Here is a 25896-nt window from a genome sequence, read left to right as displayed (position 1 = left end):
CAGTTTTCCCCAACTCTGGGCTATAACCTGTAGATGGTGCCCAGCCGCGGAGCCCGCCATGGACCTCGCCCCTCGTCCCGACACACTGACGCCCGCCGCCGAACCCAGCGCGGCGCGGCGGCCGTTCGACCTGTTGCGCTGGTACGCCTGGGTCAGCCTGGCGTTCATCGTTTCGGTGGCCGTGGGGCTGGGGCTGATCTCCAGCCGCTTCATCATCGACGAGAGCGTCGAGCGCGATGCGTTGCTCACCGCCCAGTTCATCACCTCCATCGCCGACGCCGAAGTGCGCCACGTGTCGATCCCCAATGTGCGCACCATGGGCGAGTTGCTCGACCCGCGCCTCGACCAGGCATTGCCGGACGTCGACCCCGAGGCCCGGCGCAAGGCCAGGGGCGAGTTCCTTGACCATATCGCCCATCTGCCGGACATGCTCCTGGCCAATATCTACTCGCCTGACCGCACGGTGATCTGGTCGAGCAACCCGGCGCTGATCGGCAAGCTGATAAACGCCGACGACGACCTCGACCAGGCCTTCGAATACAAGATGCGCGTGTCGGCCAGCTATCACGATTTCGACCAGGTGCGCAGCGAGCAGAAGTTCATCACGCCGCCGGAGAAGCTGTTCATCGAGAACTACATCCCGCTGTTCGACGCCGACGGCGCGCAGGTCACGGCCATGGTGGAAATCTACAAGGAGCCCCACGACCTGATCGTGCGTATCGAGCATGGCCTGATACTGATCTGGCTGGCCATCACTGTGGGGGCCGGCATGGTCTACGTCGGGCTGTACGGCATCATGCGCCGGGCCGCGCGGATCATGGCGGTGCAGCAGAAGCGGCTGATCGGTAATGAAACCTTCGTGGCGCTGGGCGAGGTGTCGTCGGCGGTGGCCCACAGCCTGCGCAATCCGTTGGCGAGCATCCGTTCCAGCGCCGAACTGGCCCAGGCCTTCGACGAGGGGCCGGCGCAGCGCCATGTCAACGACATCATCAGCCAGGTCGACCGCATGTCGCAGTGGGTGCGGGAGCTGCTGCAGTCGCTGCGCCCACTCAATGACGAAGCGGAAGCGGTGGACCTGGGGCAGGTGTTGCAGGAAAGCTTCCAGGCCTTCGCCGCGCCCCTGAGCAGGGGGAGGGTACAGGTGCACTTGCCTGAACTGCCTGGCGTGCGCGTATTGGGACAGCCCGCGCTGCTTGTGCAGATCTTCAACAGCCTCATCGCCAATGCCCTGGAGTCGATGGGCCAGGGCGGCGAGCTGCGTGTCGAAGTGATTCGGCGGGATCGACGCAACCTGACCTTGCGCCTTTCCGATACCGGCAAGGGGATGAGCGAACAGCAGCAGCGCATGGCCTTCCGACCGTTCTTTTCCACCAAGCAAGGTGGCTTGGGGGTGGGGCTGATGTTGGTCAAGCGGATCATGGAGCGCTTCGGTGGTTCGGTGCGTTTGAGCAGCTATCCCGGTTCCGGTACCCGGGTGTCGCTAAGTTTCAGGTTGGATTCTGGGTGATATGAGTTATACGGTTTGCATCGTAACTATATGATTTTTAACGATTTTATCTAATTATGGTATTTCCCCGGATGTGGGGAGTTACCTATAAATAAAATGAATAAAATCAAGTAAATATCTGTTTTTTATAGAAAAATTGTTTTTGGCTGATTTTTTGCTGCCATGTAGCAGTGACCCCACGCGGCAGTGCCGTCAGGGGTCGCCACTGCCACCTCATTGGCGCGGGTGGCCCCGAACAGGCGTCCAGGCGGGAACGAAGCTATGCAGACGCTGGAGAACGAAACCCCTGATAGCACCCGTGGCCCCTCCGCTGGGGGGGCCGTGCCGTTGCACGAATTCAACCTGCTGCGCTGGTTCTCCCTGGTCAGCCTGTTGATCATCGCGTCGGTGGCCGGTGGCCTGGGCTATGTGTCGACCCGCTTCGTGGTGCGCGACAGCGTCGAGCGCGACGCGATGTTGACCGCCCAGTTCATCCAGGCCATGGCCCAGGCCGAGGTCCGTCACTCTCAGCTGCCGCCAGGCACCACCATGGGCGAGCTGATCGACCCTCGGCTGGACCAGCAACACCTGCAGTTCGGCGCCCCGTTGGCGGAGTCGACCCGGGTGGAGTTCCTCGACCATGTGGAGCACCTGCCCGACACGCTGCTGGCCAATGTCTATGCCCGCGATCGCACCGTGGTCTGGTCGACCAACCCGCAGTTGATTGGCAAGCACATCGACCAGGACGACGATCTCGAGTACGCCTTCGGCTCGCGCAAGGCCGTTTCGGCCAGCTACCACAAGGCCGATGAAGACCGCGAGGAGCAGAAGTTCCAGCGTGAACCCCGGCACCTGTTCATCGAGAACTACATCCCGTTGTTCGATAGCCAGGGTGAGCGGGTGCTGGCGATGGTCGAGATCTACAAGGAGCCCCAGGACCTGGTGCGGCGCATCCAGCGTGGCTACGTGCTGATCTGGGCCTCCACCCTGGTGGGCGGTGCATTGATCTACTTCGGGCTGTTCTGGATCGTGCGCCGCGCCGCCAGCATGCTGCACCACCAGCAGGACCGCCTGGTGGCCAGCGAAACCTATGCCGCCCTGGGCGAGATGTCCTCGGCGGTGGCCCATAGCCTGCGCAACCCGCTGGCCAACATCCGCTCCAGCGCCGAGCTTGCACAGGATATCGCCAGCCCGCAGGCGCTGCGCAACATCACCGACATCATCACCCAGGTCGACCGAATGTCGCGTTGGGTGCGCGACCTGCTGGTATCGCTGCGCCCGGTCAGCGACGAGCCGGAGGCGGTGGACCTGATGGCCGCCCTCGAGGACACACGCCAGGCCTTCGCCCAGCAGATCGAGCGCAATGCCGTGCGGTTCAGGCTGCTGGGGCCTGCCGAACAGTGGGTCGCCAGCCAGCCACTGCAACTGACCCAGATCCTCAACAGCCTGTTCGCCAATGCCCTGGAGGCCATGCCCAGCGGTGGGCAGCTGTGCGCCGAGGTGCAATTGCTGGAGAACGGGCAGGCGCAACTGGTGCTCAGCGACACCGGCCAGGGCATGACCGAGCAGCAGCGGCGCATGGTGTTCAAGCCGTTCTTTACCACCAAGCAGGGCGGCCTGGGTGTGGGCCTGGCCCTGGTCAAACGCATCATGGAACGCTTTGGCGGCTCGGTCGAACTGAGCAGCCGCATCGAGGAAGGAACCCGCGTCAGCCTGACTTTCAATATTGCAGCGGGAGGGGACCATGGAACACAGCATCCTGGTGGTCGAGGATGACGACATCCTTGCCGACAACATTCGCACCTACCTGAGCCTCAAGGGCTTCGAGGTCACGGTGTGTTGCAGTGCCGAGCTTGCCCTGGAGCAGATCCAGCGGGCCCGGCCCGACGCCGTGCTCACCGACAACTCGTTGCCCGGCATGAGTGGGCACGACCTGCTGCGAACCTTGGTCGCCCAGGCGCCGGAGCTCAAGGTGATCATGATGACCGGCTACGGCAACGTCGAGGACGCGGTGCAGGCCATGAAGGAGGGGGCTTTCCACTACCTCACCAAACCGGTGGTGCTGGCCGAGCTCAAGCTGATGCTGGACAAGGCCCTGGCCACCGAGCGCATGGAGCGCACACTGTCGTTCTACCAGGAGCGCGAGGCGCAGAAGTCCGGCCTGCAGGCGCTGATCGGCGAGTCGCCGGCCATGCTCGACCTCAAGCACACCCTGCGCCAGCTGCTCGATGCCGAGCGGCGCATGGCCAGCGACGACCTGCCACCGGTGCTGGTGGAGGGCGAGACCGGCACTGGCAAGGAGCTGGTGGCGCGGGCCCTGCATTTCGACGGCTGCCGCGCCAAGGGGCCGTTCATCGAGTTCAACTGCGCGTCGATCCCGGCCAACCTGCTCGAGGCGGAATTGTTCGGTCATGAGAAGGGCGCGTTCACCGATGCCAAGGAGCGCCGCGTTGGGTTGGTGGAGGCGGCGGACGGCGGCACGTTGTTCCTCGACGAGATCGGCGAGATGGACCTGGTGCTCCAGGCCAAGTTGCTCAAGCTCCTGGAAGATCGCAGCATCCGTCGTATCGGCGCGGTGAAGGAGCGCAAGGTCGACCTGCGGGTGATCAGCGCGACCAACTGCAACCTGGAGCAGATGGTGCAGCAGGGCAAGTTCCGCCGCGACCTGTTTTTCCGCCTGCGTATCATCGCCCTGAAAGTGCCGCGGCTGTATGCCCGGGGTGAGGACATCCTGCGCCTGGCGCGGCATTTCCTCGCCCACCATGGCCGGCGCTATGGCAAGCCGGGCCTGCGCTTCTCCGCCGAGGCGCAGGCCCTGATGCTGGGTTACAGCTGGCCGGGCAATGTGCGCGAATTGCGCAACATGCTCGAGCAGACCGTGCTGCTGGCGCCCAGCGAGGTGATCGGCGCGCATCAGTTGAACCTGTGCATGGCCTTGGTGGATGAGCCGCTGGCCCAGCCTGCGCCGATACCTGTATTCGACCTCCCGCGCCATGAGCCGGAGGCGACCGGCAGCCTGCCGGACATGGAACGCGACATGGTCTGCCGTACCCTCGACCGCACCGACTGGAACGTCACCAAGTCGGCACGCTTGCTGGGGTTGTCGCGGGATATGCTGCGCTACAAGATCGAGAAGCTTGGGCTGACGCGGCCGGACAAGCGCCAGTGGTGAGGTCGTCACCCCTCAGCTTCACGCGATCTCTGTAGGAGCGGCCTTGTGCCGCGAAAGGGCCGCAAAGCGGCCCCAACATGCTCTGCATCGCTGCTGGAATCCTGGGGTCGCTGCGCGCCCCTTTCGCGGCACAAGGCCGCTCCTACAGGGGCAGGCGTATCCCGAATACCCAGCAAGACAGTGGTATCACAACGCCTTTCAGGGCTTGTTGCTTCCTCCCTCGCGCCCCATCCCCTCCGAGCCGCTGTCACCCGTCCCCGGCAAGTCACGCTCATCGTTCTGCCGCGCCGCCGGGCTGTCCGGGTCGCTGCCCTGGATCCGTGGGTCGGTATCCCGCGGCATGGGCTTCTCGATGGGGTTGAGGGTGCTGTCGACACCGGGCTGCGGCGCCGGGCTGTGGGGGTCGTCCGGGTAGGTGGTGCCGGTACCGACCGCCAGGGCCAGCGGGGACGCGAGCAGGGCGGCCAGCAGGAAGTAAGGTTTCATCGGGGCAGGCTCCTGTGCAACGGCAAGAAAAAGGCCCTGCCAGCGCAGGGCCTCGTTCTCGTTTGGGCCACATCCATGTCGACAAGGTGCGATCACCCCGATGGACGGTCAGACCACCATCGACAGCAACATGATGAAGATGATGCCGACCACCGAGAGAATGGTCTCCATCATGCTCCAGGTCTTGAAGGTTTCGGCCACGGTCATGTTGAAGTACTGCTTGACCAGCCAGAACCCGGCGTCGTTGACGTGGGACAGGATCAGCGAGCCGGCGCCGGTGGCCAGCACCAGCAGCTCGCGGTTCACGCCGGGGACCAGGTCGATCACCGGGGCGACGATGCCGGCGCCGGTGATGGTGGCCACGGTGGCGGAACCGGTGGCGATACGGATCACCGCCGCCACCAGCCAGGCCAGCAGGATCGGCGAGATCTCTGCCTGCACCGCCATCTGCCCGATCACGTTGCCCACGCCGGTGTCCACCAGCATCTGCTTGAAGCCACCACCGGCACCGACGATCAGCACGATCGCAGCAGTGGGGGCCAGGCTCTGGTCGAGCATCTTCATGATCTGCTGGCGGTTGAAGCCGCGGGCCGAGCCGAAGGTGTAGAAGGCCAGCAGCAGGGCGGCGAGCAGGGCGGTGATCGGGTGGCCGATCAGGTCCATCCACTGGCGGACGATATGCTCGGCCGGCAGCACCACATCGGCGAAGGTCTTGAGCAGCATCAGCGCCACCGGCAGCAGCACGGTGAGCAGGGTCACGCTGAAGCTGGGCAGGTTGTTCTGGTTCGACTCGCGGGCGATCTGGTCCATCAGCTCCTGTGACGGGTTGCCGGGGATGTAGCGCGAGATGAAATTACCGAACAGGGGGCCGGCGATCACCGCGGTGGGCAGGGCCACCAGCAGGCCGTAGAAGATGGTCTTGCCGATGTCGGCGTGGAAGATGCCGATGGCCAGCAGCGGGCCCGGGTGCGGCGGTACCAGGCCGTGCACCACGGACAGCCCGGCCAGCAGCGGGATGCCGATCTTCACCAGCGACACGCCGGAACGGCGGGCGACGATGAACACCAGCGGGATCAGCAGCACGAAGCCGATCTCGAAGAACAGCGGGATGCCCACCAGGAAGGCGGCGAACATCATGGCCCAGTGCACTTTCTGTTTGCCGAAGGCACGGATCAGCGTCTGGGCGATCTGGTCGGCGCCGCCGGAGTCGGCCATCAGCTTGCCGAGCATGGTGCCCAGGGCGAGGACGATGCCGACGAAGCCGAGCACGCCGCCGAAACCATCCTGGAACGACTTCATCACCTTGGCCACCGGCATGCCGGAGGTCAGGCCGAGAAAGCCCGCGGCCAGGGTGAGGGCAACGAAGGGGTGGACCTTGAAATGGGTGATCAGCAGGATCAGCCCGACGATGGTGACCATCGCGTCGAGCAGCAGGAAGGTATCAGTAGCCAGTCCGAACATGGTTCGTAAGCCTCGGTCTTGTCGTTGTTGTTTTGGTGTGCAGCGTCAAATGAGATCAGTCGTTAAGACAGCGCTGTCTTTGGTGAGCCGGAAAACCACCGGGTCAGGCGGTTCGCGCCAGGGGCCGCTCACCGCAAGGCTTTAGCCAGGCATCCACGGACTCGGCCAGGGCCGCGACCGGGCGGGTGGCGTCCAGGGCCAGGGTCAGCGGCTCACCATGCGGGGCCTCCAATGCCGCGAACTGGCTTTCGATCAGGCTGGCGGGCATGAAATGGCCGGGGCGGGCGAGCACGCGTTTCTCCGCTTCCTGGGGCGTGAGTTCGAGGAACACGAAGCCCAGGGTCGGCACGGCAGTACGCAACGTGTCGCGGTAGCGGCGCTTGAGCGCCGAGCAGGTCAGGATGGGGCGTTCACCGGCAGCGATGGTGGCCTGCAGCTCCTCGCCCAGGCGTACCAGCCAGCCAGCACGGTCATTGTCGTCCAGGGGGATGCCGGCACTCATCTTGCGGATGTTCTCGGCGGGGTGGAAGGCATCGCCTTCGATCAGGCGGCCGCCGCTATGGGCGGCGATGGCGGCACCGATCGAGCTCTTGCCGCAACCAGCCACGCCCATGACCACAAGTGCGGACAGGGAAGGGTTCATCTGTACCTCCTGCTGGGTGAGATAGCGCTGTCTTGGTGACGACGGATCAAGCCCGCCAGCGCCACCCTCCCGGGTGTTATTGATCTTGTCCTAGGCAGTATGGACGCATCGCAAACGGCTGCTACCAAGATTGCATTGCCTGGGTCCGGAGACAGCGCTACCTTAGTGACCGATCCCCATTCCTGCAAGTAGTAAAATTACAACACTCATGTCTCGCATCGGCTCGCGCACCACTGGTCGTCCCACCCTGGCGGAAGTCGCCAGGCTTTCCGGGGTTTCCCCCATCACCGCCTCCCGCGCCCTGCGTGGCGTCAGCACGGTCGCGCCTGAGCTGGTGGAGAAGGTCAAGGCCGCGGCGGCCAGCCTGGGCTATGTCGCCAACCCCGCGGCACGGGCCCTGGCCTCGGCGCGCAGCCAGTCGGTGGTGGTGCTGATCCCGTCGCTGTCCAACCAGCTGTTCATCGATACCCTCGAGGCCATTCACGAGGTGATGCGTCCGCGCGGGCTGGAAGTGCTGATCGGCAACTATCACTACGATATCGCCGAGGAAGAGAACCTGATCCGCAACTACCTCGCCTATCAACCCTGCGGCATGCTGCTCACCGGTTTCGACCGCAGCGAGGCGTCGCGGCAGATGCTGGCCGCCAGTGGTGTGCCGTGCGTGCACATGATGGAACTGGGGGGCGGGCAGGACGCGCTGTCGGTGGGGTTTTCCCAGCATGAGGCCGGGCGTGCCGCCGCGCGTCACCTGATCGAACGTGGCCGGCGGCGTCTGGCGTTCATCGCCGCCCAGCTCGACCCACGGGTGATGCAACGTGCCGAGGGCTTCCGCCAGGCGCTGGCCGATGCCGGCCTGCAGGCACCGGAGCTCGAGGTGCTGGACCCGCTGCCGTCGTCGATCGGGCTGGGCGGGGCCTTGTTCAGCCAGCTGCTGGCGCGGGCCCCGGACGTGGACGGCATCTTCTTCTGCAACGATGACCTTGCCCAGGGCGCCGTGCTGCAAGCTTTGCGCGAAGGCATCGAAGTACCTCGACGGGTAGCGATGGTCGGTTTCAACGACCTGCCGGCCTCGGCGTACATGGTGCCGCCGCTGACCTCGATCCGTACCCCACGGGCTGCCGTGGGACGAGGTGCCGCGCAAGCCCTGCTGGCCTTGCTCGACGGCAAGCGGGTAGGGGTCGAGCAGCAGGACATGGGGTTCGAGCTGGTGGTGCGGGAGAGTTCTTGAGGCAAAGTCGGGTCTTGTGGAACAAACACAACTCATTGATTTGACACGATCTCTGTAGGAGCGGCTTCAGCCGCGATCACCCGCGAAGCGGGTACCAGGCACCGCGTTTTCTGCATCGCGGCTAAAGCCGCTCCTACAGAGGACCCTGCGTTCTTCGGATAAACGGCCACAAATGCTTAATCCCAAAGTGATAGCAGTTCGCTTGCACGGCTAAAACGCCGATCTATGCTCAGGAACATCCCGTGGACACAAGGAGTCCTGGCCCATGTTCGAGTACCATCGCAAGTCCGATCTGGTCGAGATCCAACGCGCCCGCCAGGCCCTGGCCGGGATGGAGGCGAAGCTTGCCGCGATCAGCCGTTCCATGGCCATGATCGAGTTTGCCCCCGACGGCACCATCCTCGATGCCAACGACCATTTCTGCCAGACGATGGGCTACAGCGCCGACGAGATCCGCGGCAAGCACCACCGGTTGTTCTGCGACCCCACCTACGCCAAGAGCGCCGAGTACCAGCAGCTGTGGCACGAACTCGGCCAGGGCAAGGCCATCAGCGGCACCTTCGAACGCCTGGACAAGGCTGGGCGCGAGGTGTGGCTGGAGGCCAGCTACATGCCGGTGCTCGACGAGCGCCAGCAGGTCACCAGCGTGATCAAGGTGGCCTCCGACATCACCCGGCATGTGATCGAGGAGCACGAGAGCGAAAGCCTGCTCAAGGCCATCGGCCGCTCCATGGCGGTGGTCGAGTTCACCCCGGCCGGGCGGGTGATCAAGGCCAACCAGAACTTCCTCGACACCATGGGCTATCGGCTGGAGGAGGTGGTGGGGCGCCATCACGGGCTGTTCTGCCTGCCCCATGAGCGCGAGTCGGCCCAGTACCGTGAGTTCTGGGCCTCGCTCAACCGCGGCGAGTACCACTCGCACCGCTTCGAGCGGGTCAACAAGCAGGGCCAGACGATCTACCTGGAAGCTTCCTACAACCCGATCTTCGACAACAAGGGCCGGCTGTACAAAGTGGTCAAGTTCGCCAGCGACATCACCAACCAGGTCAGCACCCAGCAGACCGCCGCCGACGCCGCCCACGCCAGCTCCGTGCAGACCGACGCCTGTGCGCGCAAGGGCACCCAGGTGGTGCAGCAGACGGTGGCGGTGATCGAGCAGATTTCCGCCGAGCTCAACGAGGCCGCGCGCAGCATCGATGCGGTGAGCAAGCAGTCCGAGGTGATCGGGCAGATCGTCCTGACCATTCGTGGCATCGCCGACCAGACCAACCTGCTGGCGCTCAATGCGGCGATCGAAGCGGCGCGCGCAGGTGACCATGGGCGTGGCTTCGCCGTGGTGGCGGACGAGGTGCGCAGCCTGGCCGCGCGCACCAGCAAGGCGACGCTGGAAATTGTCGACGTGGTGCGGCAGAACCACGACCTGTCATTGACGGCGGTCGCCAGCATGCAGTCGAGCCTGACCCGCACGGGACTCGGCGTGGAGCTGGCCAACGAAGCGGGCACGGTGATCATGGAGATCCAGCAGGGCTCGCGCCACGTAGTGGAGGCCATCAGCCAGATCAGCTCGACCCTGCAATTGCACTGAGGCCTTGGCGCAGCTCGCGCTCCAGGCTTTGCAGGCTGTCGCGCAGCCGTTCCAGCGCGGGGTCGAGGGGCTGTTGCCGGGCAATGGCCTGTTCGAGCGCTTCACAGTCCTGAACCACGGTCCTGACCTTGAGCATCCTGGCGCCACCTTTGATCCGGTGTATCAGTGGCGTCAGGGTTGCCGGTTCAGGGGTAGCCCCCAAGGCAAGCAGTGCCTGCAGGTCTTCGTCATTGCTCTGGGCCAATTGCTGGAGCAGGCTGCGGGTCAGTTGCATGTCGTCCTGGGTGAGGTGGCGCAATTGCTCCAGGTCGAAGCCGCTGGCCCGAGGCTGGACATGGGGCTGCCTGGGCGTAATGGCACTGATGTGAGCCAGGCCAGCCTTGAGCGCCTGCAAACCGATGGGCTTGAACAGGCATTCGTCCATGCCGCTTTCCAGGCAGCGCTGGCGTTCCTCGGCCTGGGCATTGGCGGTGACGCCGATGATATGGCAGGCGGGTAGCTTGCCTTCAAGTTCCAGCCCACGAACCCGACGGGTCAGCTCATGGCCATCCATCACAGGCATGCTGCAGTCGGTAATCACCACGTCGAAGCGGTTCGCCTGCCACAACGTCAACGCCATCTCGCCCTGGTCGGCCAGCACGACACGGTGGCCGAGCGAACGCAGCTGTTTGTCGAGCAGCAGCAGGTTGGCGGGATAGTCGTCCACCACCAGGACATGCAGCGGGCCATTGGCGGACGCGGGCAGGGTTTCTGCCGATGATTCACTCACCGGGGCGTCGGCGCTTGCCAGCCTGAGGCGGACATCGACCTGGGTGCCCAGGCCTTCGATGCTTTGCAAGGTAAGCTCGCCCCCCATCAACTCGCACAGGTTGCGGCTGATCACCAGGCCCAGGCCGGCACCCTGGCGTGTCTGTTGGCTGCCGACCTGCGAGAAAGCGCTGAACAGCCGGGCCTGGTCGCTGGCGCTGATGCCCTTGCCGGTATCCTTCACCTGCAACGCCACCCGCAGGCCAGGTTTGCCGAGCGTGTCGGTCGTCAGCGTGACATCGATCTGCCCTTGATCGGTGAACTTGATCGCATTGCTCAACAGGTTCGACAGCACCTGCTTGAAGCGCAAGGGGTCGACGCGCACCCAGCACGGTGTGTCCGGCAGTGTCGCCTGCAACTGAATACCCTTGATCCTGGCATTGCCCTCGAATACCCGAATGGTGGCCTTGACCAGGTCGGTCAAGTCAGTGGCCACCGGTTGCAAGGTCATGTGCCCGGACTCGATGCGCGAGATATCGAGTACATCGCCGATCAGGTCGAGCAGGCCGATCGCCGACCCGTGGGCGGTTTCCAGCGCCTGGGTGTCGCTGTGGCCATGACGACTGTCCTCCAGGGCGAGTTCCAGCAGGCCGATCACCGCGTTCATCGGGGTGCGGATTTCGTGGCTCATCACCGCCAGGAAGGTACTTTTCGCCTGGCTGGCCTGTTCGGCGTCGTTCTTCGCGTGGCGCAACTGTTCGAGCAGCCCGCGGCTGAGCGCAAGCTGTTGCTGCAGGGCGCGTTCGGCGTCGGTGCGCTGGTGGATCAGCTTGCGCAGATAGGTGTTCCAGAACACCACGCCCGCCAGCAGCACGCCGGCCAGCACCAGCACCTGGAGGGCCAGTGTGCGGTAGTTGCGCCAGGGGCTGTCGCTGACCACGGCGTTGGTGCGCCAGCGGTTGACCAGTTGTTCCTGCTCGTCGGGGGGGATGCTCAGCAGGGCCTTGTCGAGGATGCCCTGCAGTTGGGGCAGTGCGGGATTCACGGCGAAGGCGGCAAGTGCGGGTTCATCGCCCAGCAGCCCGGCGACCCGCAGGCGGCCCTTGAACACCTGGTTGATGAAGTAGACGGCGTTGACCTGCGAACTCAGGGCCACGTCGGCGTCGCCATTGGCCACGGCCTCCATCAGTTGCAGTGGGTTCTCTGCTTCGAACACGCGCATGCCGGGGAATTCACGCAGCAGTTCCTGGGTCTGCGGCGAGCCGCGCAGCAGTGCTACGCGTTGACCGTGCAGGGACTGATTGGCAGGTAATGGCGCGGCGTCCCGGCGCATCACCAGGACGCGCGGGCTGATCATGTACGGGCGGGTGTAGCGAAGGCGCTGGGCGCGGTGGTTGCCGTAGCCGATGGCGCCGATCATGTCGACCTTGCCCTGGGCGGTGGCTTCGACCATGTCCTCGAACGACTCGGATTCGACGATCTGGAACTTCAGGCCGGTGCGCAGGCTGATTCGCTCCAGCAGGTCCAGGGCGATGCCGCGTGGGTGCTGCTGGCTGTCGGTGAAGCTCAATGGCGCCAGGGTTGTGTTGATCATCACCCGAATGCTCGGGTGGCTGGCAATCCAGCCGCGCTCCTCGGTGGTGAGCGCGTCCAGCCGGCGGTCGAGCAACAGGCTGGTGCTGCCGCTGGTCCAGCGCCGCAGGATGTTCAGCCGCTCGCTGTCGGCGACCCGGTCCAGGGCCGCGTCCACCAGGCGTAGCAGGCGCGGGTTGTCGCGGGCCAGGGCAAAGGCGAAGGTACTGACCGGTGTTTTGACGAAGTGATCGACCTTGACCATGCCTTGGAAGCCTTTGCCGATCATGTAGTCGCTGCTGATCGCGTCGCCCAGGTAGGCGTCGGCCTGGCCAAGCGCCACTGCGGCGATACCGGCCAGGGTGGAGCGATAGAGCGTGACGTGGGCCCGGGGATACAAGTGTTGTACGGCCTGCAGGGGCAGGTAATGGTCGACCATGGCCAGGTTCCGCCCGGCCAGGGCATTGTCCTCGCCCAGGGCGCCGCGCAGGCGCGACACGATCACCGCCAGGTCGTCGGCATAGGGTTGGCTCAGGGCGAGTTCGGCATCGTTGGCCTCGAAGGCATTGGAGGTGCCCAGCAAGTCGATCTCGCCGCGTCGCAATGCGCTAATGGCCTGCGCGCGATTCTCGTAGCGGCGGATCTCGATGGGGATGCCCAGTTGCTCGGCGATCAGGCCGGCGTAGTCGGCGGTAAGGCCTTCGTAGTCGGCCTGGCTGGTGTTGATGTCGAAGGGGGGGTAGTCAGGGCGCGAACTGCCGAGCAGCAATGTCTTGCGCGCAGCGAGCCACTGGCGGTCGGCTGCGTCGAGGGCCAGGGGGGGCGCGGCACTCAGTGCGCGCGCCAACAGCTGGCGGCTTTCGCTGGGCGATTGTGCCACAGCGTAGAGAGGCAGCAGCGCGGCCAGCAACAGGCACAGCAGGGTGCGCCTGATCATTGTTCAGACCACGTTGTTGCGTTTGGCCAGGTCGACCATTTCCACCAGTGACTCGGCCTTGAGCTTCTCCAGGATCCGGCCGCGGTAGGTGCTGATGGTCTTGGCACTGAGGTTCATCTTCTCGCCGATCAGTTTGTTGCTCTGCCCGGCGCAGAGGCGGCGCAGCACTTCCATCTCGCGGTTGGAGAGGCTGCCCAGACGCTCGTTCTCGCTGTCCAGGGTGTTGGCGTTGACCGCCATCTGCGGAAAGGTCGAGTAACCCTTCACCAGGGCCTTGAGGGCAAACACCAGGGCGTCGAGGTCTTCGTCCTTGTTGACGAAGGCGCTGATGCCGGCATCCATGCAGCGGCGCACGTAAAGGTCGGCGGGTTGGCCGGTGAGGACCATGATCCGCGGCGCGGGCTCGAGCAGCTTGAGGCGCTTGATCACTTCCATGCCATCAAGGTCGGGCAGGCCGATGTCGAGAATCACCACCTCGGCCTTGGTTTCAGCGGCAAGGCGCGCAGCGTCCTTGCCTTTTCCAGTCTCCCCGACCACGGTGAACCGCTCGCCTTGGAGCAGCATGCGTACGGCCAGCCGGACAATGTGATGGTCATCGACCAACAGCACGGATGTCATGGGTAACTCCTGTTGATGTGGACCCGTTTCCTGTCTCTGGTCGAATGTTGGTTCGCGGGTCAGCTGTAGGCAGCGCGCACCTTACGGGGATTCAGGATCCTTGGTAATAGGCGAGTATAGGTGTGTTGATTATGCGTAGCTGTTTTGTTGAAAAGTCCTACAACGAAGGCTGGGGTGCACCTTCGTTGACGCTGTCTGGGAAGGGGGTCAGGCGCAGGCTGCGTGCTTTTTGACCACCCGCAGGGTGGACGCAGGGTTGTTGCCCAGTGCCTTGCCGGTGCGGGTCGGCCGCGAGACGAGCTGGCCACCGCAGTTCGGGCACTGGTTATGGAAATGACGATCATTGCACGCACGGCAGAACGTGCATTCGAAGGAGCAGATCAGGGCATCCGGGCTCTCGGCCGGCAGGTCGCTGTCGCAGCACTCGCAGTTGGGGCGTAGTTCGAGCATGAGGGGGCTTCCGGTTGGAAAGGGAAACCCCAGTGTGCTACGGCACGAGGTGTGGGAGCAATCGCCTCATGGGCCGGGCCGGTAGAGGTGGGCATGGCCGGCGCGGTACAGGGCCGAGTCGGCGAAGGGGGCGTCGCCCAGCACATGGCCGACCAGGATCAGCGCGGTGCGCCGGAAGCCCTTGGCCGCCACTCGCTCGACGATGTCCGCCAGGGTGCCACGGGCCCAGTCCTGGTCTGGCCAGGTGGCACGGTGCACCACCGCGATGGGGCATTCGGCGCCGTAGTGGGGCAGTAGCTCCTCGACGATGCGCGCGAGGTGCTTCACCCCCAGGTGGATGGCCAGGGTGCTGCCGTGCCGGGCCAGGTCGGCCAGTTGCTCCCCGGGCGGCATCGGCGAGCTGTCACCGAAACGGGTAAGGATGACCGTTTGCGCCACGTCGGGCAGGGTCAGTTCGCAGCCGAGCAGGGCGGCACTGGCGGCCGTCGCGGTCACGCCGGGAACGATCTGGTAATCGATGCCCAGTTCGCGCAGATGGCGAATCTGTTCGCCGATGGCGCCGTACAAGCTGGGATCGCCACTGTGTACCCGGGCCACATCGTGCCCGTCGGCGTGGGCCTGGCGCATGGCCTCGACGATCTGCTCCAGGTGCAGTTCGGCGCTGTTGATCACGGTCTGGGCGGTGTGCCCTTCGAGCACGGCGGGGGGCACCAGGGAACCGGCATGGATGATCACCGGACATTGGCGAATCAGGCGCTGGCCCTTTACCGTGATCAGTTCCGGGTCGCCGGGGCCGGCACCGATGAAATAGACCGTCATGGGAATTCCTTGCAGGTGAAAGGGCGGATTATCCGCCGATGGCCAGGGCCAGGGTAGCGCCAGCCAGAGCCTGACGGGGGATGTGCAGGCGTGGCGGCGTGAATGCCTGCCCGGCCAGGGCCAGTGCCGCGCTCTCGGCGACGCCCCAGCAGCCGGTCTGGGCGTAGGCGGTGGCGGAGCGCTGGGTGAGTTGCGCTTCGAAACCAAGCAGGTGCGGGGCGTCGAAACAGATGAACGGCAACCCCAGGCGCTCAGCCAAGGCCAGCAGGCCGGGCTCCCGCGCCTTGGGTGTGATGCTGGCGATGCCGCGCAGGCAGGAAAGCGGCAAGGCGTGCTGGGTCAGGGTCTGGCGCAACAGCACCGACAACGTTTCGACCGGGCAGCCGCGACGGCAGCCAAAGCCGGCGTATAACGCCGGCTGAGCGGGATGCAGGGACATCAAGCGTGGCTGGAGCGGCGGTAAAGCCAGGCGCTGAGCAGACCCAGCGCCAGCCAGAAGGCGGCATTGGTGAGCCAGGAGGCGATCTTGAACTGCGCCTCGAGGGCTTCCGGCGCCAGGCTCTCATGCACGGGCGGTTGCGGCGCGCCGATGACATGGGGGATGACCAGCAGGGCGACGCCGATCACCTTGAACAGCCAGTGGTGGGCGAACACCAGCAGCGCCAGGCCAGCGGCTGTGGCGGCGGCGGTGCCGACCCACCAGGTCTGCCGTTGGCCCAGGTCGGCGGCTGCGGTGCCTGGCAGTTCGGGCGGCAGGCCCAGGGTCGGCGCCAGGCAGAACACGGCGAAACCGGCCAGACCCCAGAGCGCGCCGGTGCTGACACGGCCAGGCTCGCGCAGGCTGTACAGCGCGGCGAGGATCAGGGCGAAGCCCACCGCCACCACCAGGTTGCCGCCGGTGGTGGACAGCACACGCTGCCAGCCATCTTCCGGCGCCCAGGCTTCGGCGCTGTGTTCATGTTCGTGGGGCGCGGCGGCCTCGCCGTGCGCGTGGTGTTCGGCGGCGGGGGCGGCGTTCTCGTAGGTTTCCGCCTGGAGAATCAGCGGGGCTACCCAGAAGCTTTGCAGCAGGGTCAGCAGCAGGGCGGCCAGCAGCCCGCTGTAGCCCGCGGTACGGGCGATGCGCGTGATCATGCGGGCGTACTCAGTGGCAGGGGAAGGCGGCGCTGTGGCGGGTGTCGTGCGCGGCGTTGTGCACCGCCTCGATGTGCGAGAAACCGGCGAAGTAGACCAGGCACAGGCCGAGCAGGCTGGCGCCGACGGCGACGATCATGCGCTGGCTGAGGCTGACGGGGGTGGCGATGCTGTGTTTGGTGCTGGTGATGGGCATGACGCGTTCCTCTGCTGTTGCTTTTGTCGGGCATTGGGGCAACGGGCAAGCGCGGCGACCCCGGGCGAAGCTCGCCCAGGTATGCGACAGCGCCCGCCCACCGCGGGGTGTTCATGTGGCGTCAGGCCGGTCTCCGGGCTGGCGAGGTGGAGCGGGGCTCCGTTGTTGGCGTCACCTTCCCATGCCGTGTCGACGGGCACAGTGGTCAAGACGCTTCACTCGCTTACCGTTGCGGGGGCAGCACCGGCATTGTCCGGCCTCTTGAAGAGGCGCGTGACGCACCGGTTTCCCGTTTCACCCCAAGGGGGCACCTGAACGCAATGCGCTAGCAAATCATGGGGCGAACCTTGCGTCAATGGCGGCGGCGGTTGACCGCAAGGCAGGCTCTGCGTAGCCTTGCCGCTTCGAGGTTCTCCGGCGTTGGCCGGAGCTAAGACGGGAACGCGGTCGATGCCGCGGCTGCCCCCGCAACTGTAGGCACTGGAACGGATCGGCACAGCCACTGCGCACGCGCGGGAAGGCGCCATCCCGCTGGCAATCCTGCCGGCACAGTGCGAGCCAGGAGACCTGCCTCGTGACGTTTTCGACTTTCAACCGGGCGGGGTGATCCGGTGGCGAACCAGCCAGGCCGGCACGGCCCATGGCGATCGTCCTGCATGCCCGCGCCACAGCCGCCAAGGGCACCGCGACATGAAAACACTGGCCAAGCTCCCCGTCACCATCGTCACCGGCTTCCTCGGCTCGGGCAAGACCACCTTGCTCCGCCATATGCTCGACAACGCCCAGGGCCGCCGTATCGCGGTGATCGTCAACGAGTTCGGCGAGCTGGGCATCGATGGCGAAATTCTCAAGCAGTGCAGCATCGGTTGCAGCGAAGAAGAGGCCAATGGCCGCGTCTATGAGCTGGCCAACGGTTGCCTGTGCTGCACCGTCCAGGAAGAGTTCTTCCCGGTGATGCGCGAGCTGGTGGCCCGTCGCGGCGACCTGGACCACATCCTCATCGAGACCAGCGGCCTGGCGCTGCCCAAACCGTTGGTCCAGGCCTTCCAGTGGCCGGAAATCCGCAATGCCTGCACCGTCGACGCGGTGATCACCGTGGTCGACAGCCCGGCCGTGGCCGCAGGCACCTTCGCCGCCTATCCGGACCAGGTCGATGCCCAGCGCAAGCTCGACCCCAACCTCGACCACGAGTCGCCCCTGCACGAACTGTTCGCCGACCAGCTGGCCAGCGCCGACCTGGTAGTGCTGAACAAGGCCGACCTGATCGACCCCGAGGGCTTGGCCAAGGTTCGCGCAGAGGTGGCCGAGGAACTGCCGCCGGCGGTCAAGGTGATCGAGGCCAGCAGCGGGCGCCTGCCGCTGGAGGTGCTGCTGGGCGTGGGGGCCGAGTCCGAGGCGCACATCGATGGCCGCCGCACCCACCACGACTCGCACCACGATGGCGATGACCACGACGACCATGATCACGACGCCTTCGATTCCATTTCCATCGACCTGCCCGAAGCCGACGAAAGCCTGCTGCTCGACGCCCTCACGCAACTGGTCACCGAGTTCGGCATCCTGCGCGCCAAGGGTTTCGCCGCCATCCCCGGCAAGCCGATGCGCCTGTTGATCCAGGGCGTGGGCACCCGCTTCGACAAGCACTTCGACCGCGCCTGGCGCAGCGAGGAACCGCGGATCACCCGCCTGGTGCTGATCGGCCAGGACCTCGACGCCGCGCAACTGGAAGCGCGCCTGCGCCAGGCCCTGGGCGCCTGACCCATGCACCTGCTGCGGACCCAGCCCGGCGGCTTCGTGCCGGACGACAGCATCGCCGACCTCGGCCAGACCCCTGCCGAGCTGGTGATCCTCTGCAGCGGTGATTCGCACCTGGCACTGCTCGCCGAAACCGCCGAGCAGTTGCCGGAGGATTTTCCCAGCCTGCGCCTGGCCAACCCCATGCAGGTGCAGAACCATGCCTCGGTCGACCTCTATGTCGACGAGGTGCTGCGCCACGCCAAGGTGATTCTGGTTTCGCTGCATGGCGGCGTCGGTTATTGGCGCTACGGTGTCGAGCAACTGGTGGAACTGGCCAACCGGGGTGTGCAGTTGATCCTGGTACCAGGCGACGACCGCCCCGACCCGGAACTGACCGACCTGGGCACGGTGCGGGGCGCGCAGGCCGAGCGGCTCTGGCACTACCTGCGCCAGGGCGGCAAGGCCAACGCCGTCAACCTGTTCAACTGCCTGGCCAGCCTGTGGCTCGGGCGTGACTATCCGTGGCAGGAGCCGCAACCGTTGCCGCGCACCGCGGTTTACCACCCGAACAAGGCCAGCGCGGTGCTGGAGGACTGGTACGGCGAGTGGAATCCGGCGTTCCCGGTGGCACCGTTGCTGTTCTATCGTTCGCACCTGCAAGCCGCCAACACGGCCTTCATCGATGTGTTCTGCCAGCGCCTGCAGGCCTGCGGCCTGAATCCGCTGCCGATCGCCGTGGCCAGCCTCAAGGAGCGCGCTTGCCTCGATCAGGTTGAAGACTGGCTCGACGAGGTCGAGGCCGAAGTGGTGATCAACACCACCGGTTTCGCCCTGTCCAGCCCCGAACAGCCCAACCTGCGCCCGCTGCGTCGCGACGTACCGGTGTTGCAGGCGATCTGCGCCCAGGACAACCAGCCTGCCTGGGAGCAGAGCGAGCAGGGACTGGGCGCCCGCGACCTGGCCATGCACATCGCCCTGCCGGAACTGGACGGGCGCATCATCACCCGGCCGGTCAGCTTCAAGGACCTGGCCTGGCGCAGCGAGCGCAGCCAGTCCGACGTGGTCTGCTACCGGGCCCACCCCGAGCGCATGGACTTCGTCGCCGAGCTGGCGCGGCGCTGGGTGGAGCTGGCGCGCCTGGACAACCAGGAAAAGCGCATCGCCCTGGTGCTGGCCAACTACCCGACCCGCGATGGGCGCATCGGCAACGGCGTCGGCCTGGACACGCCGGGCGCTGCCCTGAACATCCTCCAGGCCCTGCAGGCGCGGGGGTATCCGGTGGCCGGGCTGCCGGGCAGCGGCACCGAGCTGATCCACCAGTTGCTCGGCGGGGTGACCAACGACCTCGACCATCTGGATCAACGCCCCTGTGCCCAGAGCCTGAGCCTGGCGGACTACCAGAGTGCCTTCGCCGCGTTGCCCGAGGCGAACCAGCGCGCGGTGCTCGAGCGCTGGGGGCCGCCCGAGCAGGACCCGATGTTCCGCTCGGGGCGCATGATGGTCGCCGGGCTGCGCTATGGCCTGACCTTTGTCGGCATTCAGCCGGCCCGGGGTTACCAGGTCGATCCCAGCGCGGTGTACCACGACCCGGACCTGGTGCCACCCCATGGCTACCTGGCGTTCCACTTCTGGCTACGCAACGGCTACGCCGCCGACGCAGTGATCCATGTAGGCAAGCATGGCAACCTGGAGTGGCTGCCGGGCAAGGGCGTGGGCCTGTCCAATGAATGCTGGCCGGATGCGTTGCTCGGCCCGCTACCGAACATCTACCCGTTCATCGTCAATGACCCGGGCGAGGGCGCCCAGGCCAAGCGGCGTACCCAGGCGGTGATCATCGACCACCTGATGCCGCCGCTGACCCGCGCCGAAACCTACGGCCCGCTGCGTCACCTGGAGCAACTGGCGGATGAGTACTACGAAGCCCAACTGCTCGACCCACGCCGCGCCCGCGAGTTGCAGCGCGACATCCTCGAACTGGTCAAGGCCAACCATATCGACCGCGAGTTGCAGCTTGAAGGGCAGTTGGACGACGCGGCGGTGTGGCTGCCGCGTCTGGACACCTACCTGTGCGACCTGAAGGAGTCGCAGATTCGCGATGGCCTGCATGTCTTCGGCCAGTCGCCCCAGGGGCGCCTGCGCAGCGACACCTTGCTGGCGCTGCTGCGGGTCGAGCGGGGGGACGGCAAGGGCGGCAACGCCAGCCTGATCCGCGCCTTGGCCAAGGCGCTGGCGCTGGGCTTCGATCCGCTCGATTGCGACCTGGGCCAGGGGTGGGAAGGGCCGCGACCGGCATTGTTGCAGGCGTGTGATCCCGGGCTGTGGCGCACCCACGGCGATACCCGCGAGCGCCTTGAACTGTTTGCGGTCACCTTGATCGAGCAGGCGCTGACGGGTGAGGCCGGCCTGCCGGATGCCGCGTGCTGGCAGCCTGTACGGGAGGTGCTGCGCGCGCTGTGCGAAGACGTCGCGCCCAACCTGGACGCGTGCGGCGGTGCCGAGATCGATGGCCTGCTGGCCGCCCTGGCCGGGCGTTTCGTGCCCGCAGGCCCCAGTGGCGCGCCCAGCCGTGGGCGGCTTGACGTACTGCCGACCGGACGCAACTTCTATACCGTCGATGTACGTAACCTGCCGACCACCACGGCCTGGCGCCTGGGCTTCGCCTCGGCCAACCTGATCCTCGAACGCCACCTGCAGGATCACGGTGACCACCTGCGCCAGTTGGGGCTGTCGGTGTGGGGCACGGCGACCATGCGCACCGGTGGCGACGACATCGCCCAGGCCATGGCGCTGATGGGCGTGCGCCCGGTGTGGGCGAGCGGCAGCCAGCGGGTGGACGACTTCGAGATCCTGCCGCTGAGCCTGCTCGACCGCCCGCGGGTCGATGTCACCTTGCGGGTCTCGGGCTTCTTCCGCGATGCCTTCGGCAACCTGATCCGCCTGTTCGACGCGGCGGTGCAGGCGGTGGCCGCGCTGGACGAGCCGGACGACCTCAACCCGCTGGCCGCCCGTGTGCGAACAGAACGAGAGACGTTGCTCAGTGATGGCGTGGACGCCGAGCAGGCCGCCCGCCAGGCCGGCTGGCGGGTATTCGGCGCCAAGCCCGGTGCCTACGGCGCGGGCGTGCAGAATGCCATCGACGGGCGCCTGTGGCACAACCGCGACGACCTGGCCGAGGTCTACCTCAACCACGGTGGCTACGCCTATGGCGCCAGCGACGAGGGCACCCCGGCCCGGGCCCAGTTCGCCCAGCGCCTCAGCCAGGTGCAGGCGGTGCTGCAAAACCAGGACAACCATGAGCACGACCTGCTCGACTCCAACGATTACTACCAGTTCCAAGGTGGCATGCTGGCCGCCGCCGAGACCCTGGCAGGCAGCGCCCGGGCCAGTTATCACGGCGACCACAGCCAGGCCGACCGGCCACGCATCCGCACCTTGAAGGAAGAGCTGAACCGGGTGATCCGCGCCCGCGCCCTGAACCCCAAGTGGATCGACGGCGCCAAGCGCCATGGCTACAAGGGCGCGTTCGAGCTGGCGGCCACGGTCGACAACCTGTTCGCCTTCGATGCCACCACCCACCTGATCGACGACCATCATTACCAGGGCCTGGCCGACGCCTATGTGCTCGACCCGGCTACCCGTGATTTCATGCGCGAGCACAACCCCGAAGCCCTTCGCGACCTCACCGAACGCCTGCTGGAAGCCCAGCAGCGGGGGCTGTGGCAGGAACCGGGCGACTACCGTGACAGCCTCGAGCAGCAGTTGCTCGACGGCGAGGAAGACAGCTGAACATGAGCGAACCCGTGCAATTCCCCCTGGCCGCCGTGGTTGGCGCCGACGATCTCAAGCTGGCCCTGTGCCTGACGGCCATCGACCCGAAGATCGGCGGCGTGCTGATCGAGGGCCCGCGTGGCATGGCCAAGAGCACCCTGGCTCGGGGCCTGGCCGATCTGCTCGGTGATGGGCCGTTCGTGACCTTGCCGCTGGGCGCGACCGAGGAGCGCCTGGTCGGCACCCTCGACCTGGACGCCGCCCTGGGCCAGGGCCAGGCGCGTTTCTCGCCGGGGGTGCTGGCCCATGCCGACGGCGGCGTGCTGTACGTCGACGAGGTCAACCTGCTGCCCGACCCGCTGGTGGACCTGCTGCTGGACGTGGCCGCCAGCGGCACCAACCGCGTAGAACGCGATGGCATCTCCCATCGCCATGCCGCCCGCTTCGTGCTGATCGGCACCATGAACCCGGAAGAAGGCGAGCTGCGCCCGCAACTGCTTGACCGTTTCGGCCTCAATGTTGCCCTCGAGGGCTTGCCCGCGCCCGAGGCGCGGCAGCAGATCATCCGCCGACGCCTGGCGTTCGACAGCGACCCCGAGGTGTTCTGCGCCGAGTGGGCGCAAGCGCAGGCGCAACTGCGTGAGCGCTGCCACGCGGCGCGCGAGCACCTGGCTTCGATCCCCCTGGACGACCAGGCCCTGGCCTGGATTACCGAACGCTGTTTCGCTGCCGGCGTCGATGGCCTGCGTGCCGACCTGGTCTGGCTGCGCGCTGCCCGGGCCCATGCGGCCTGGCGCGGTAGCGCGGCCATCGAGGAAGCAGATGTCGATGCGGTGGCCGAGTTTGCCTTGCGTCACCGACGGCGCGCCGATGCGCAACAACCGGCGCCGGCCGGCGCGGCTGGGCCGGCGCAGGGGCGGGAGCGTGAACAAGGGCAGGGCGACTGGGGGGCGTTGCCGCCACAGCCGGTCGCTGGCGGTGCGCGGCGCGAGGTGCCGAACTGGGCAAAAAAGCCCTGAGCATCCGCCCGCGTGACACCCAGGCGGCGGATGCCAGGCCCCGCGCAGGTCAGCTGAAGGGTGCATCCCGTGGCCGCCCGCGTGTGGCCGATGGCGGGCGAATCGCCTGGTTGCCCACGTTGCTCAAGGGCCGGCCTCGACAGCGCCAGGATCTATGCTGGCAGCAACGTCAGGCCGAAGGGCCCGCGTTGTGGCTGGTGATTGTCGATGCGTCGGCCTCGACCCGCCGCCATCAGGCCCTGGCCCAGGCCAAGGGCCTGCTGGCCGAGCTGTTCGACCAGGCCTACCGGCAACGGGCGCGCCTGGCGCTGCTCACCGCAAGCGGCAACCGGCCACACTGGCAGCGCCACGGCCTCAAGGCCTCGGCGGCGTTGCAACCTTGGTTGCAGGCGCTGGGAGCGGGTGGTGGCACGCCATTGTTCGCCGCGCTGGAGGAGGCGCGCCACTGGTTGCTGGCACGACGCAAACGCCTGCCGCAAGAAGCGCAACACTGCCTGATACTGACCGACGGTCGGTTGCGTCAGTGGGCCACGCCACAGCCATTACCGTGCGCCACTTTATTGGTGGACATGGAACTGGCGGCAGTAAGAGTGGGGCGGGCACGGCAACTTGCCGAACAACTACAGGCCGAATATCGGCATATAGAAACGTTCACGCTGATCAATTAAATGGGGTGTGCGCGACAGTATGTCGCACCCGCAGGAAAGTTATGACGTAGGCCCTGCGGGAATTGCACAAGTGCGCGAACTGCGCGCACCTGAGTTTATTTCGGCATCGACCAGGGTTGCAGGTCATAACCTTTCTGGCACAGTTCCGCGCGTACTTCCTCGATCAGGCAGGCCCATTGCGCCGGGTCGGAATACACCCGCGAGGAGACTTGCTTGGCGCCGATACGATTACTGGTCCGGTCGATCACCGCCAGGCTCAGCTCGCCCGTGCCGTTGGGGGCATCCCAGGCGACACACTGGAAGGGCTCGAAGGCGTGGTCGGCGATCAGCAGTGCTTCGTTGACACGGAGCGGGGCATTCATGGTTCGGTCTCTCTATGGTCCCAAACAGCGAAATATAGGTTCCGCGGTGTTATGCCAGCCAAGGGTACAGCGCGGGGTTATTCGTACTGATGCTCCAGATCAGGGTTGGAGTCACACCGAGTTTGAAAATATTTTATTGAAGTCCCGTTATCCGTTTATCCGCATCGCCGGATGTGACGTCGATAGTTAGCAATAATTCCAAGGTGTGGCGCAGTGCTGCGGCTGGGCTGACCAACGGTAGTGGGGCCTGTCAAGTTCGTTGCTACTGTTAAGTCGGGCGTCGCAACGTACTGTTTCTTCGGAAAAAACCATTATGTGGCGCCAAGGAATGGTCATGCCTGAATCTGCATCCCAGCGCCGCTTGCTGATCGTCGACCCGTGCGACGAGTGTCACCAGCTGCTCCCGGGCCTGCGCGACATCGGCTGGGAAGTGCGCAGCAGTGTCCTCGATACTGCCCTGGAGCACCCGTGCGATGTGGGTGTGCTGCGCTTGCAGGCGCAACACCTGCGTCACCCCGACGCGGTCAAGGACATGATCAAGCGCAGCAACACCGAATGGATCGCCGTGCTCAGCGCCGAGGAACTGCGCATGCAGAATGTCGGCGATTTCGTCTGTGAATGGTTTTTCGACTTCCACACGCTGCCGTTCGACGTGTCGCGGGTCCAGGTCACCCTCGGGCGGGCCTTTGGCATGGCGCGCTTGCGCGGCAAGGGCGCCATGCACCTTGATGAACCCCAGCACGAGTTGCTGGGCGAAAGCCGGCCCATTCGCGAACTGCGCAAATTGCTCGGCAAGCTCGCGCCGACCGAATCCCCGGTATTGATCCGTGGCGAAAGCGGTACGGGCAAGGAGCTAGTGGCGCGTACCCTGCACCGCCAGTCGCAGCGCTGCGACCAGCCCTTCATCGCGATCAATTGCGGGGCGATCCCCGAGCACCTGATCCAGTCCGAGCTGTTCGGCCATGAGAAGGGGGCGTTCACCGGGGCCCACCAGCGCAAGGTGGGGCGCATCGAGGCGGCCAATGGCGGCACCCTGTTCCTCGACGAAATTGGCGACCTGCCCTTGGAACTGCAGGCCAATCTGCTGCGTTTTCTGCAGGAGAAGCACATTGAGCGGGTGGGTTCGACCCAGCCGATCCCCGTGGATGTGCGGGTCCTGGCGGCGACCCATGTGGACCTGGAGAAAGCCATCGAGCAGGGGCGTTTTCGCGAGGACCTGTACTACCGGCTCAACGTCCTGCAAGTGGTGACCGCGCCGTTGCGTGACCGGCATGGCGACATGCCGATGCTCGCCAGCCATTTCGCCGACTTCTACAGCCTGGAAACCGGCCGGCGTCCTCGCTCGTTCAGCGACAGTGCGTTGGCCGCCATGGGCCGGCACGACTGGCCGGGCAATGTGCGCGAGCTGGCCAACCGGGTGCGGCGCGGCCTGGTGCTGGCCGAGGGGCGGCAGATCGAGGCAAAGGACTTGGGGTTGCACGAGGTGCGAGAGTTGGAGCAACCGTTGGGAACGCTCGAAGATTACAAGCAACGCGCAGAGCGCCAGGCGTTGTGCGATGTGCTCAACCGCCACAGCAACAACCTGAGCGTGGCGGCCAGGGTGCTGGGGGTTTCGCGGCCGACCTTCTATCGGTTGCTGCACAAGCATCAGATTCGCTGACGAAGACCGTCTCCCACAGATTTGGCGCGGCCTCTGTAGGAGCGGCTTCAGCCGCGATCACCCGCAAAGCGGGTGCCGGATATCGCGCTGCCTGCATCGCGGCTAAAGCCGCTCCTATGTATGGACTCGCCCACACTGTCTAGCTGCT

General features: G+C 65.8%; 21 protein-coding genes, 1 pseudogene and 2 riboswitches. Of the genes and pseudogenes, 11 read left to right on the top strand and 11 right to left on the bottom strand.

What is annotated here, in order from left to right:
• Nucleotides 1-58 precede the first annotated feature (58 nt).
• The 3 genes from P5705_RS23555 (at nt 59) to P5705_RS23545 (ending at nt 4658) form a co-directional block, all read left to right on the top strand.
• The gene (locus P5705_RS23555; protein ID WP_277463287.1) at nt 59-1507 is read left to right on the top strand and encodes a sensor histidine kinase; all 1449 of its coding nucleotides are present in this window, start codon (nt 59-61) and stop codon (nt 1505-1507) included.
• Between the two features lie 261 nt (nt 1508-1768).
• Nucleotides 1769-3262: a sensor histidine kinase gene (locus tag P5705_RS23550; RefSeq protein WP_277463286.1), complete on the top strand. Its 1494-nt coding sequence runs from the start codon at nt 1769-1771 to the stop codon at nt 3260-3262.
• Nucleotides 3231-4658: a sigma-54-dependent transcriptional regulator gene (locus tag P5705_RS23545; RefSeq protein ID WP_277463285.1), complete on the top strand. Its 1428-nt coding sequence runs from the start codon at nt 3231-3233 to the stop codon at nt 4656-4658. Before P5705_RS23550 ends, P5705_RS23545 begins: the two co-directional genes overlap by 32 nt.
• A 198-nt stretch (nt 4659-4856) precedes the next feature.
• Here the strand turns inward: P5705_RS23545 and P5705_RS23540 are convergent, their stop codons facing one another.
• The 3 genes from P5705_RS23540 to P5705_RS23530 all read right to left on the bottom strand — a co-directional run bounded on the left by P5705_RS23540 (nt 4857) and on the right by P5705_RS23530 (nt 7248).
• The gene (locus P5705_RS23540) at nt 4857-5144 is read right to left on the bottom strand and encodes a hypothetical protein (RefSeq protein ID WP_277463284.1); all 288 of its coding nucleotides are present in this window, start codon (nt 5142-5144) and stop codon (nt 4857-4859) included.
• A 108-nt stretch (nt 5145-5252) separates the two neighbouring features.
• Nucleotides 5253-6605 carry a GntP family permease gene (locus P5705_RS23535; protein ID WP_277463283.1) on the bottom strand — a complete coding sequence of 451 codons (1353 nt, stop codon included), beginning with the start codon at nt 6603-6605 and terminating at the stop codon, nt 5253-5255.
• Nucleotides 6606-6708: 103 nt separating this feature from the next.
• Nucleotides 6709-7248 carry a gluconokinase gene (locus tag P5705_RS23530; RefSeq protein ID WP_277463281.1) on the bottom strand — a complete coding sequence of 180 codons (540 nt, stop codon included), beginning with the start codon at nt 7246-7248 and terminating at the stop codon, nt 6709-6711.
• A 208-nt stretch (nt 7249-7456) separates the two neighbouring features.
• Here P5705_RS23530 and P5705_RS23525 point away from each other — a divergent pair, with 208 nt between their 5' ends.
• The 3 genes and pseudogenes from P5705_RS23525 (at nt 7457) to P5705_RS26485 (ending at nt 10061) form a co-directional block, all read left to right on the top strand.
• Nucleotides 7457-8476, top strand: coding sequence for a LacI family DNA-binding transcriptional regulator (locus P5705_RS23525; RefSeq protein ID WP_277463280.1), 1020 nt, complete (start codon nt 7457-7459; stop codon nt 8474-8476).
• Nucleotides 8477-8741: 265 nt separating this feature from the next.
• A pseudogene (locus tag P5705_RS26490) lies at nt 8742-9524 on the top strand (PAS domain-containing protein); the annotation flags it as partial.
• 42 nt (nt 9525-9566) lie between these two features.
• On the top strand, nt 9567-10061 hold the full coding sequence (locus P5705_RS26485; protein WP_431196974.1) for a methyl-accepting chemotaxis protein: 495 nt from the start codon (nt 9567-9569) through the stop codon (nt 10059-10061).
• Here the strand turns inward: P5705_RS26485 and P5705_RS23515 are convergent.
• From P5705_RS23515 to P5705_RS23485, 7 genes are all read right to left on the bottom strand, one after another.
• Nucleotides 10036-13314, bottom strand: coding sequence for a transporter substrate-binding domain-containing protein (locus P5705_RS23515; protein WP_431196973.1), 3279 nt, complete (start codon nt 13312-13314; stop codon nt 10036-10038). The two genes, P5705_RS26485 and P5705_RS23515, sit on opposite strands and share 26 nt — an antisense overlap.
• Before the next feature lie 6 nt (nt 13315-13320).
• Nucleotides 13321-13935 (bottom strand): response regulator transcription factor, encoded by a 615-nt coding sequence (locus P5705_RS23510; RefSeq protein ID WP_277463276.1) that lies wholly within the window; start codon nt 13933-13935, stop codon nt 13321-13323.
• Between the two features lie 207 nt (nt 13936-14142).
• Nucleotides 14143-14385: a DUF1272 domain-containing protein gene (locus tag P5705_RS23505; protein WP_277463275.1), complete on the bottom strand. Its 243-nt coding sequence runs from the start codon at nt 14383-14385 to the stop codon at nt 14143-14145.
• A 66-nt stretch (nt 14386-14451) separates the two neighbouring features.
• Nucleotides 14452-15204, bottom strand: coding sequence for a precorrin-4 C(11)-methyltransferase (gene cobM / locus P5705_RS23500; RefSeq protein ID WP_277463274.1), 753 nt, complete (start codon nt 15202-15204; stop codon nt 14452-14454).
• A 28-nt stretch (nt 15205-15232) separates the two neighbouring features.
• A complete protein-coding gene (locus tag P5705_RS23495; protein ID WP_277463273.1) occupies nt 15233-15643 on the bottom strand; it encodes a cobalamin biosynthesis protein in 411 nt (136 codons plus the stop codon).
• A complete protein-coding gene (locus tag P5705_RS23490; RefSeq protein WP_277463272.1) occupies nt 15643-16338 on the bottom strand; it encodes a CbtA family protein in 696 nt (231 codons plus the stop codon). The genes P5705_RS23495 and P5705_RS23490 overlap by 1 nt, the downstream gene beginning before the upstream one ends.
• A gap of 10 nt (nt 16339-16348) precedes the next feature.
• Nucleotides 16349-16534, bottom strand: coding sequence for a CbtB domain-containing protein (locus tag P5705_RS23485; RefSeq protein ID WP_011533637.1), 186 nt, complete (start codon nt 16532-16534; stop codon nt 16349-16351).
• A 107-nt stretch (nt 16535-16641) separates the two neighbouring features.
• A riboswitch (cobalamin riboswitch) is annotated at nt 16642-16864 on the bottom strand.
• A 60-nt stretch (nt 16865-16924) separates the two neighbouring features.
• Nucleotides 16925-17123: riboswitch (cobalamin riboswitch) on the top strand.
• Nucleotides 17124-17224: 101 nt separating this feature from the next.
• Between P5705_RS23485 and cobW the strand changes: the two genes are divergently transcribed.
• The 4 genes from cobW (at nt 17225) to P5705_RS23465 (ending at nt 23726) form a co-directional block, all read left to right on the top strand.
• Nucleotides 17225-18292 (top strand): cobalamin biosynthesis protein CobW, encoded by a 1068-nt coding sequence (gene cobW, locus P5705_RS23480; protein WP_277463271.1) that lies wholly within the window; start codon nt 17225-17227, stop codon nt 18290-18292.
• 3 nt (nt 18293-18295) lie between these two features.
• Nucleotides 18296-22057, top strand: coding sequence for a cobaltochelatase subunit CobN (gene cobN / locus P5705_RS23475; protein ID WP_277463270.1), 3762 nt, complete (start codon nt 18296-18298; stop codon nt 22055-22057).
• Between the two features lie 2 nt (nt 22058-22059).
• Entirely contained in the window at nt 22060-23058 is a 999-nt protein-coding gene (locus tag P5705_RS23470) for an ATP-binding protein (protein WP_277463269.1), read from the top strand.
• 101 nt (nt 23059-23159) lie between these two features.
• A complete protein-coding gene (locus P5705_RS23465; RefSeq protein WP_346780513.1) occupies nt 23160-23726 on the top strand; it encodes a vWA domain-containing protein in 567 nt (188 codons plus the stop codon).
• Nucleotides 23727-23821: 95 nt separating this feature from the next.
• Here P5705_RS23465 and P5705_RS23460 read toward each other — a convergent pair whose 3' ends face one another.
• Nucleotides 23822-24088, bottom strand: a complete 267-nt coding sequence (locus P5705_RS23460; RefSeq protein WP_277463267.1) for a hypothetical protein — start codon at nt 24086-24088, stop codon at nt 23822-23824.
• Between the two features lie 334 nt (nt 24089-24422).
• Between P5705_RS23460 and P5705_RS23455 the strand changes: the two genes are divergently transcribed.
• Nucleotides 24423-25748: a sigma-54 dependent transcriptional regulator gene (locus P5705_RS23455; RefSeq protein ID WP_277463266.1), complete on the top strand. Its 1326-nt coding sequence runs from the start codon at nt 24423-24425 to the stop codon at nt 25746-25748.
• The last annotated feature ends 148 nt before the right edge of the window (nt 25749-25896 follow it).

The sequence above is a fragment of the Pseudomonas entomophila genome, from assembly GCF_029478665.1.
Classification (GTDB): domain Bacteria; phylum Pseudomonadota; class Gammaproteobacteria; order Pseudomonadales; family Pseudomonadaceae; genus Aquipseudomonas; species Aquipseudomonas entomophila_F.
The sequence above is the reverse complement of the archived record's forward strand: the minus strand, read 5'-3'. Positions and strand labels throughout refer to the sequence as shown.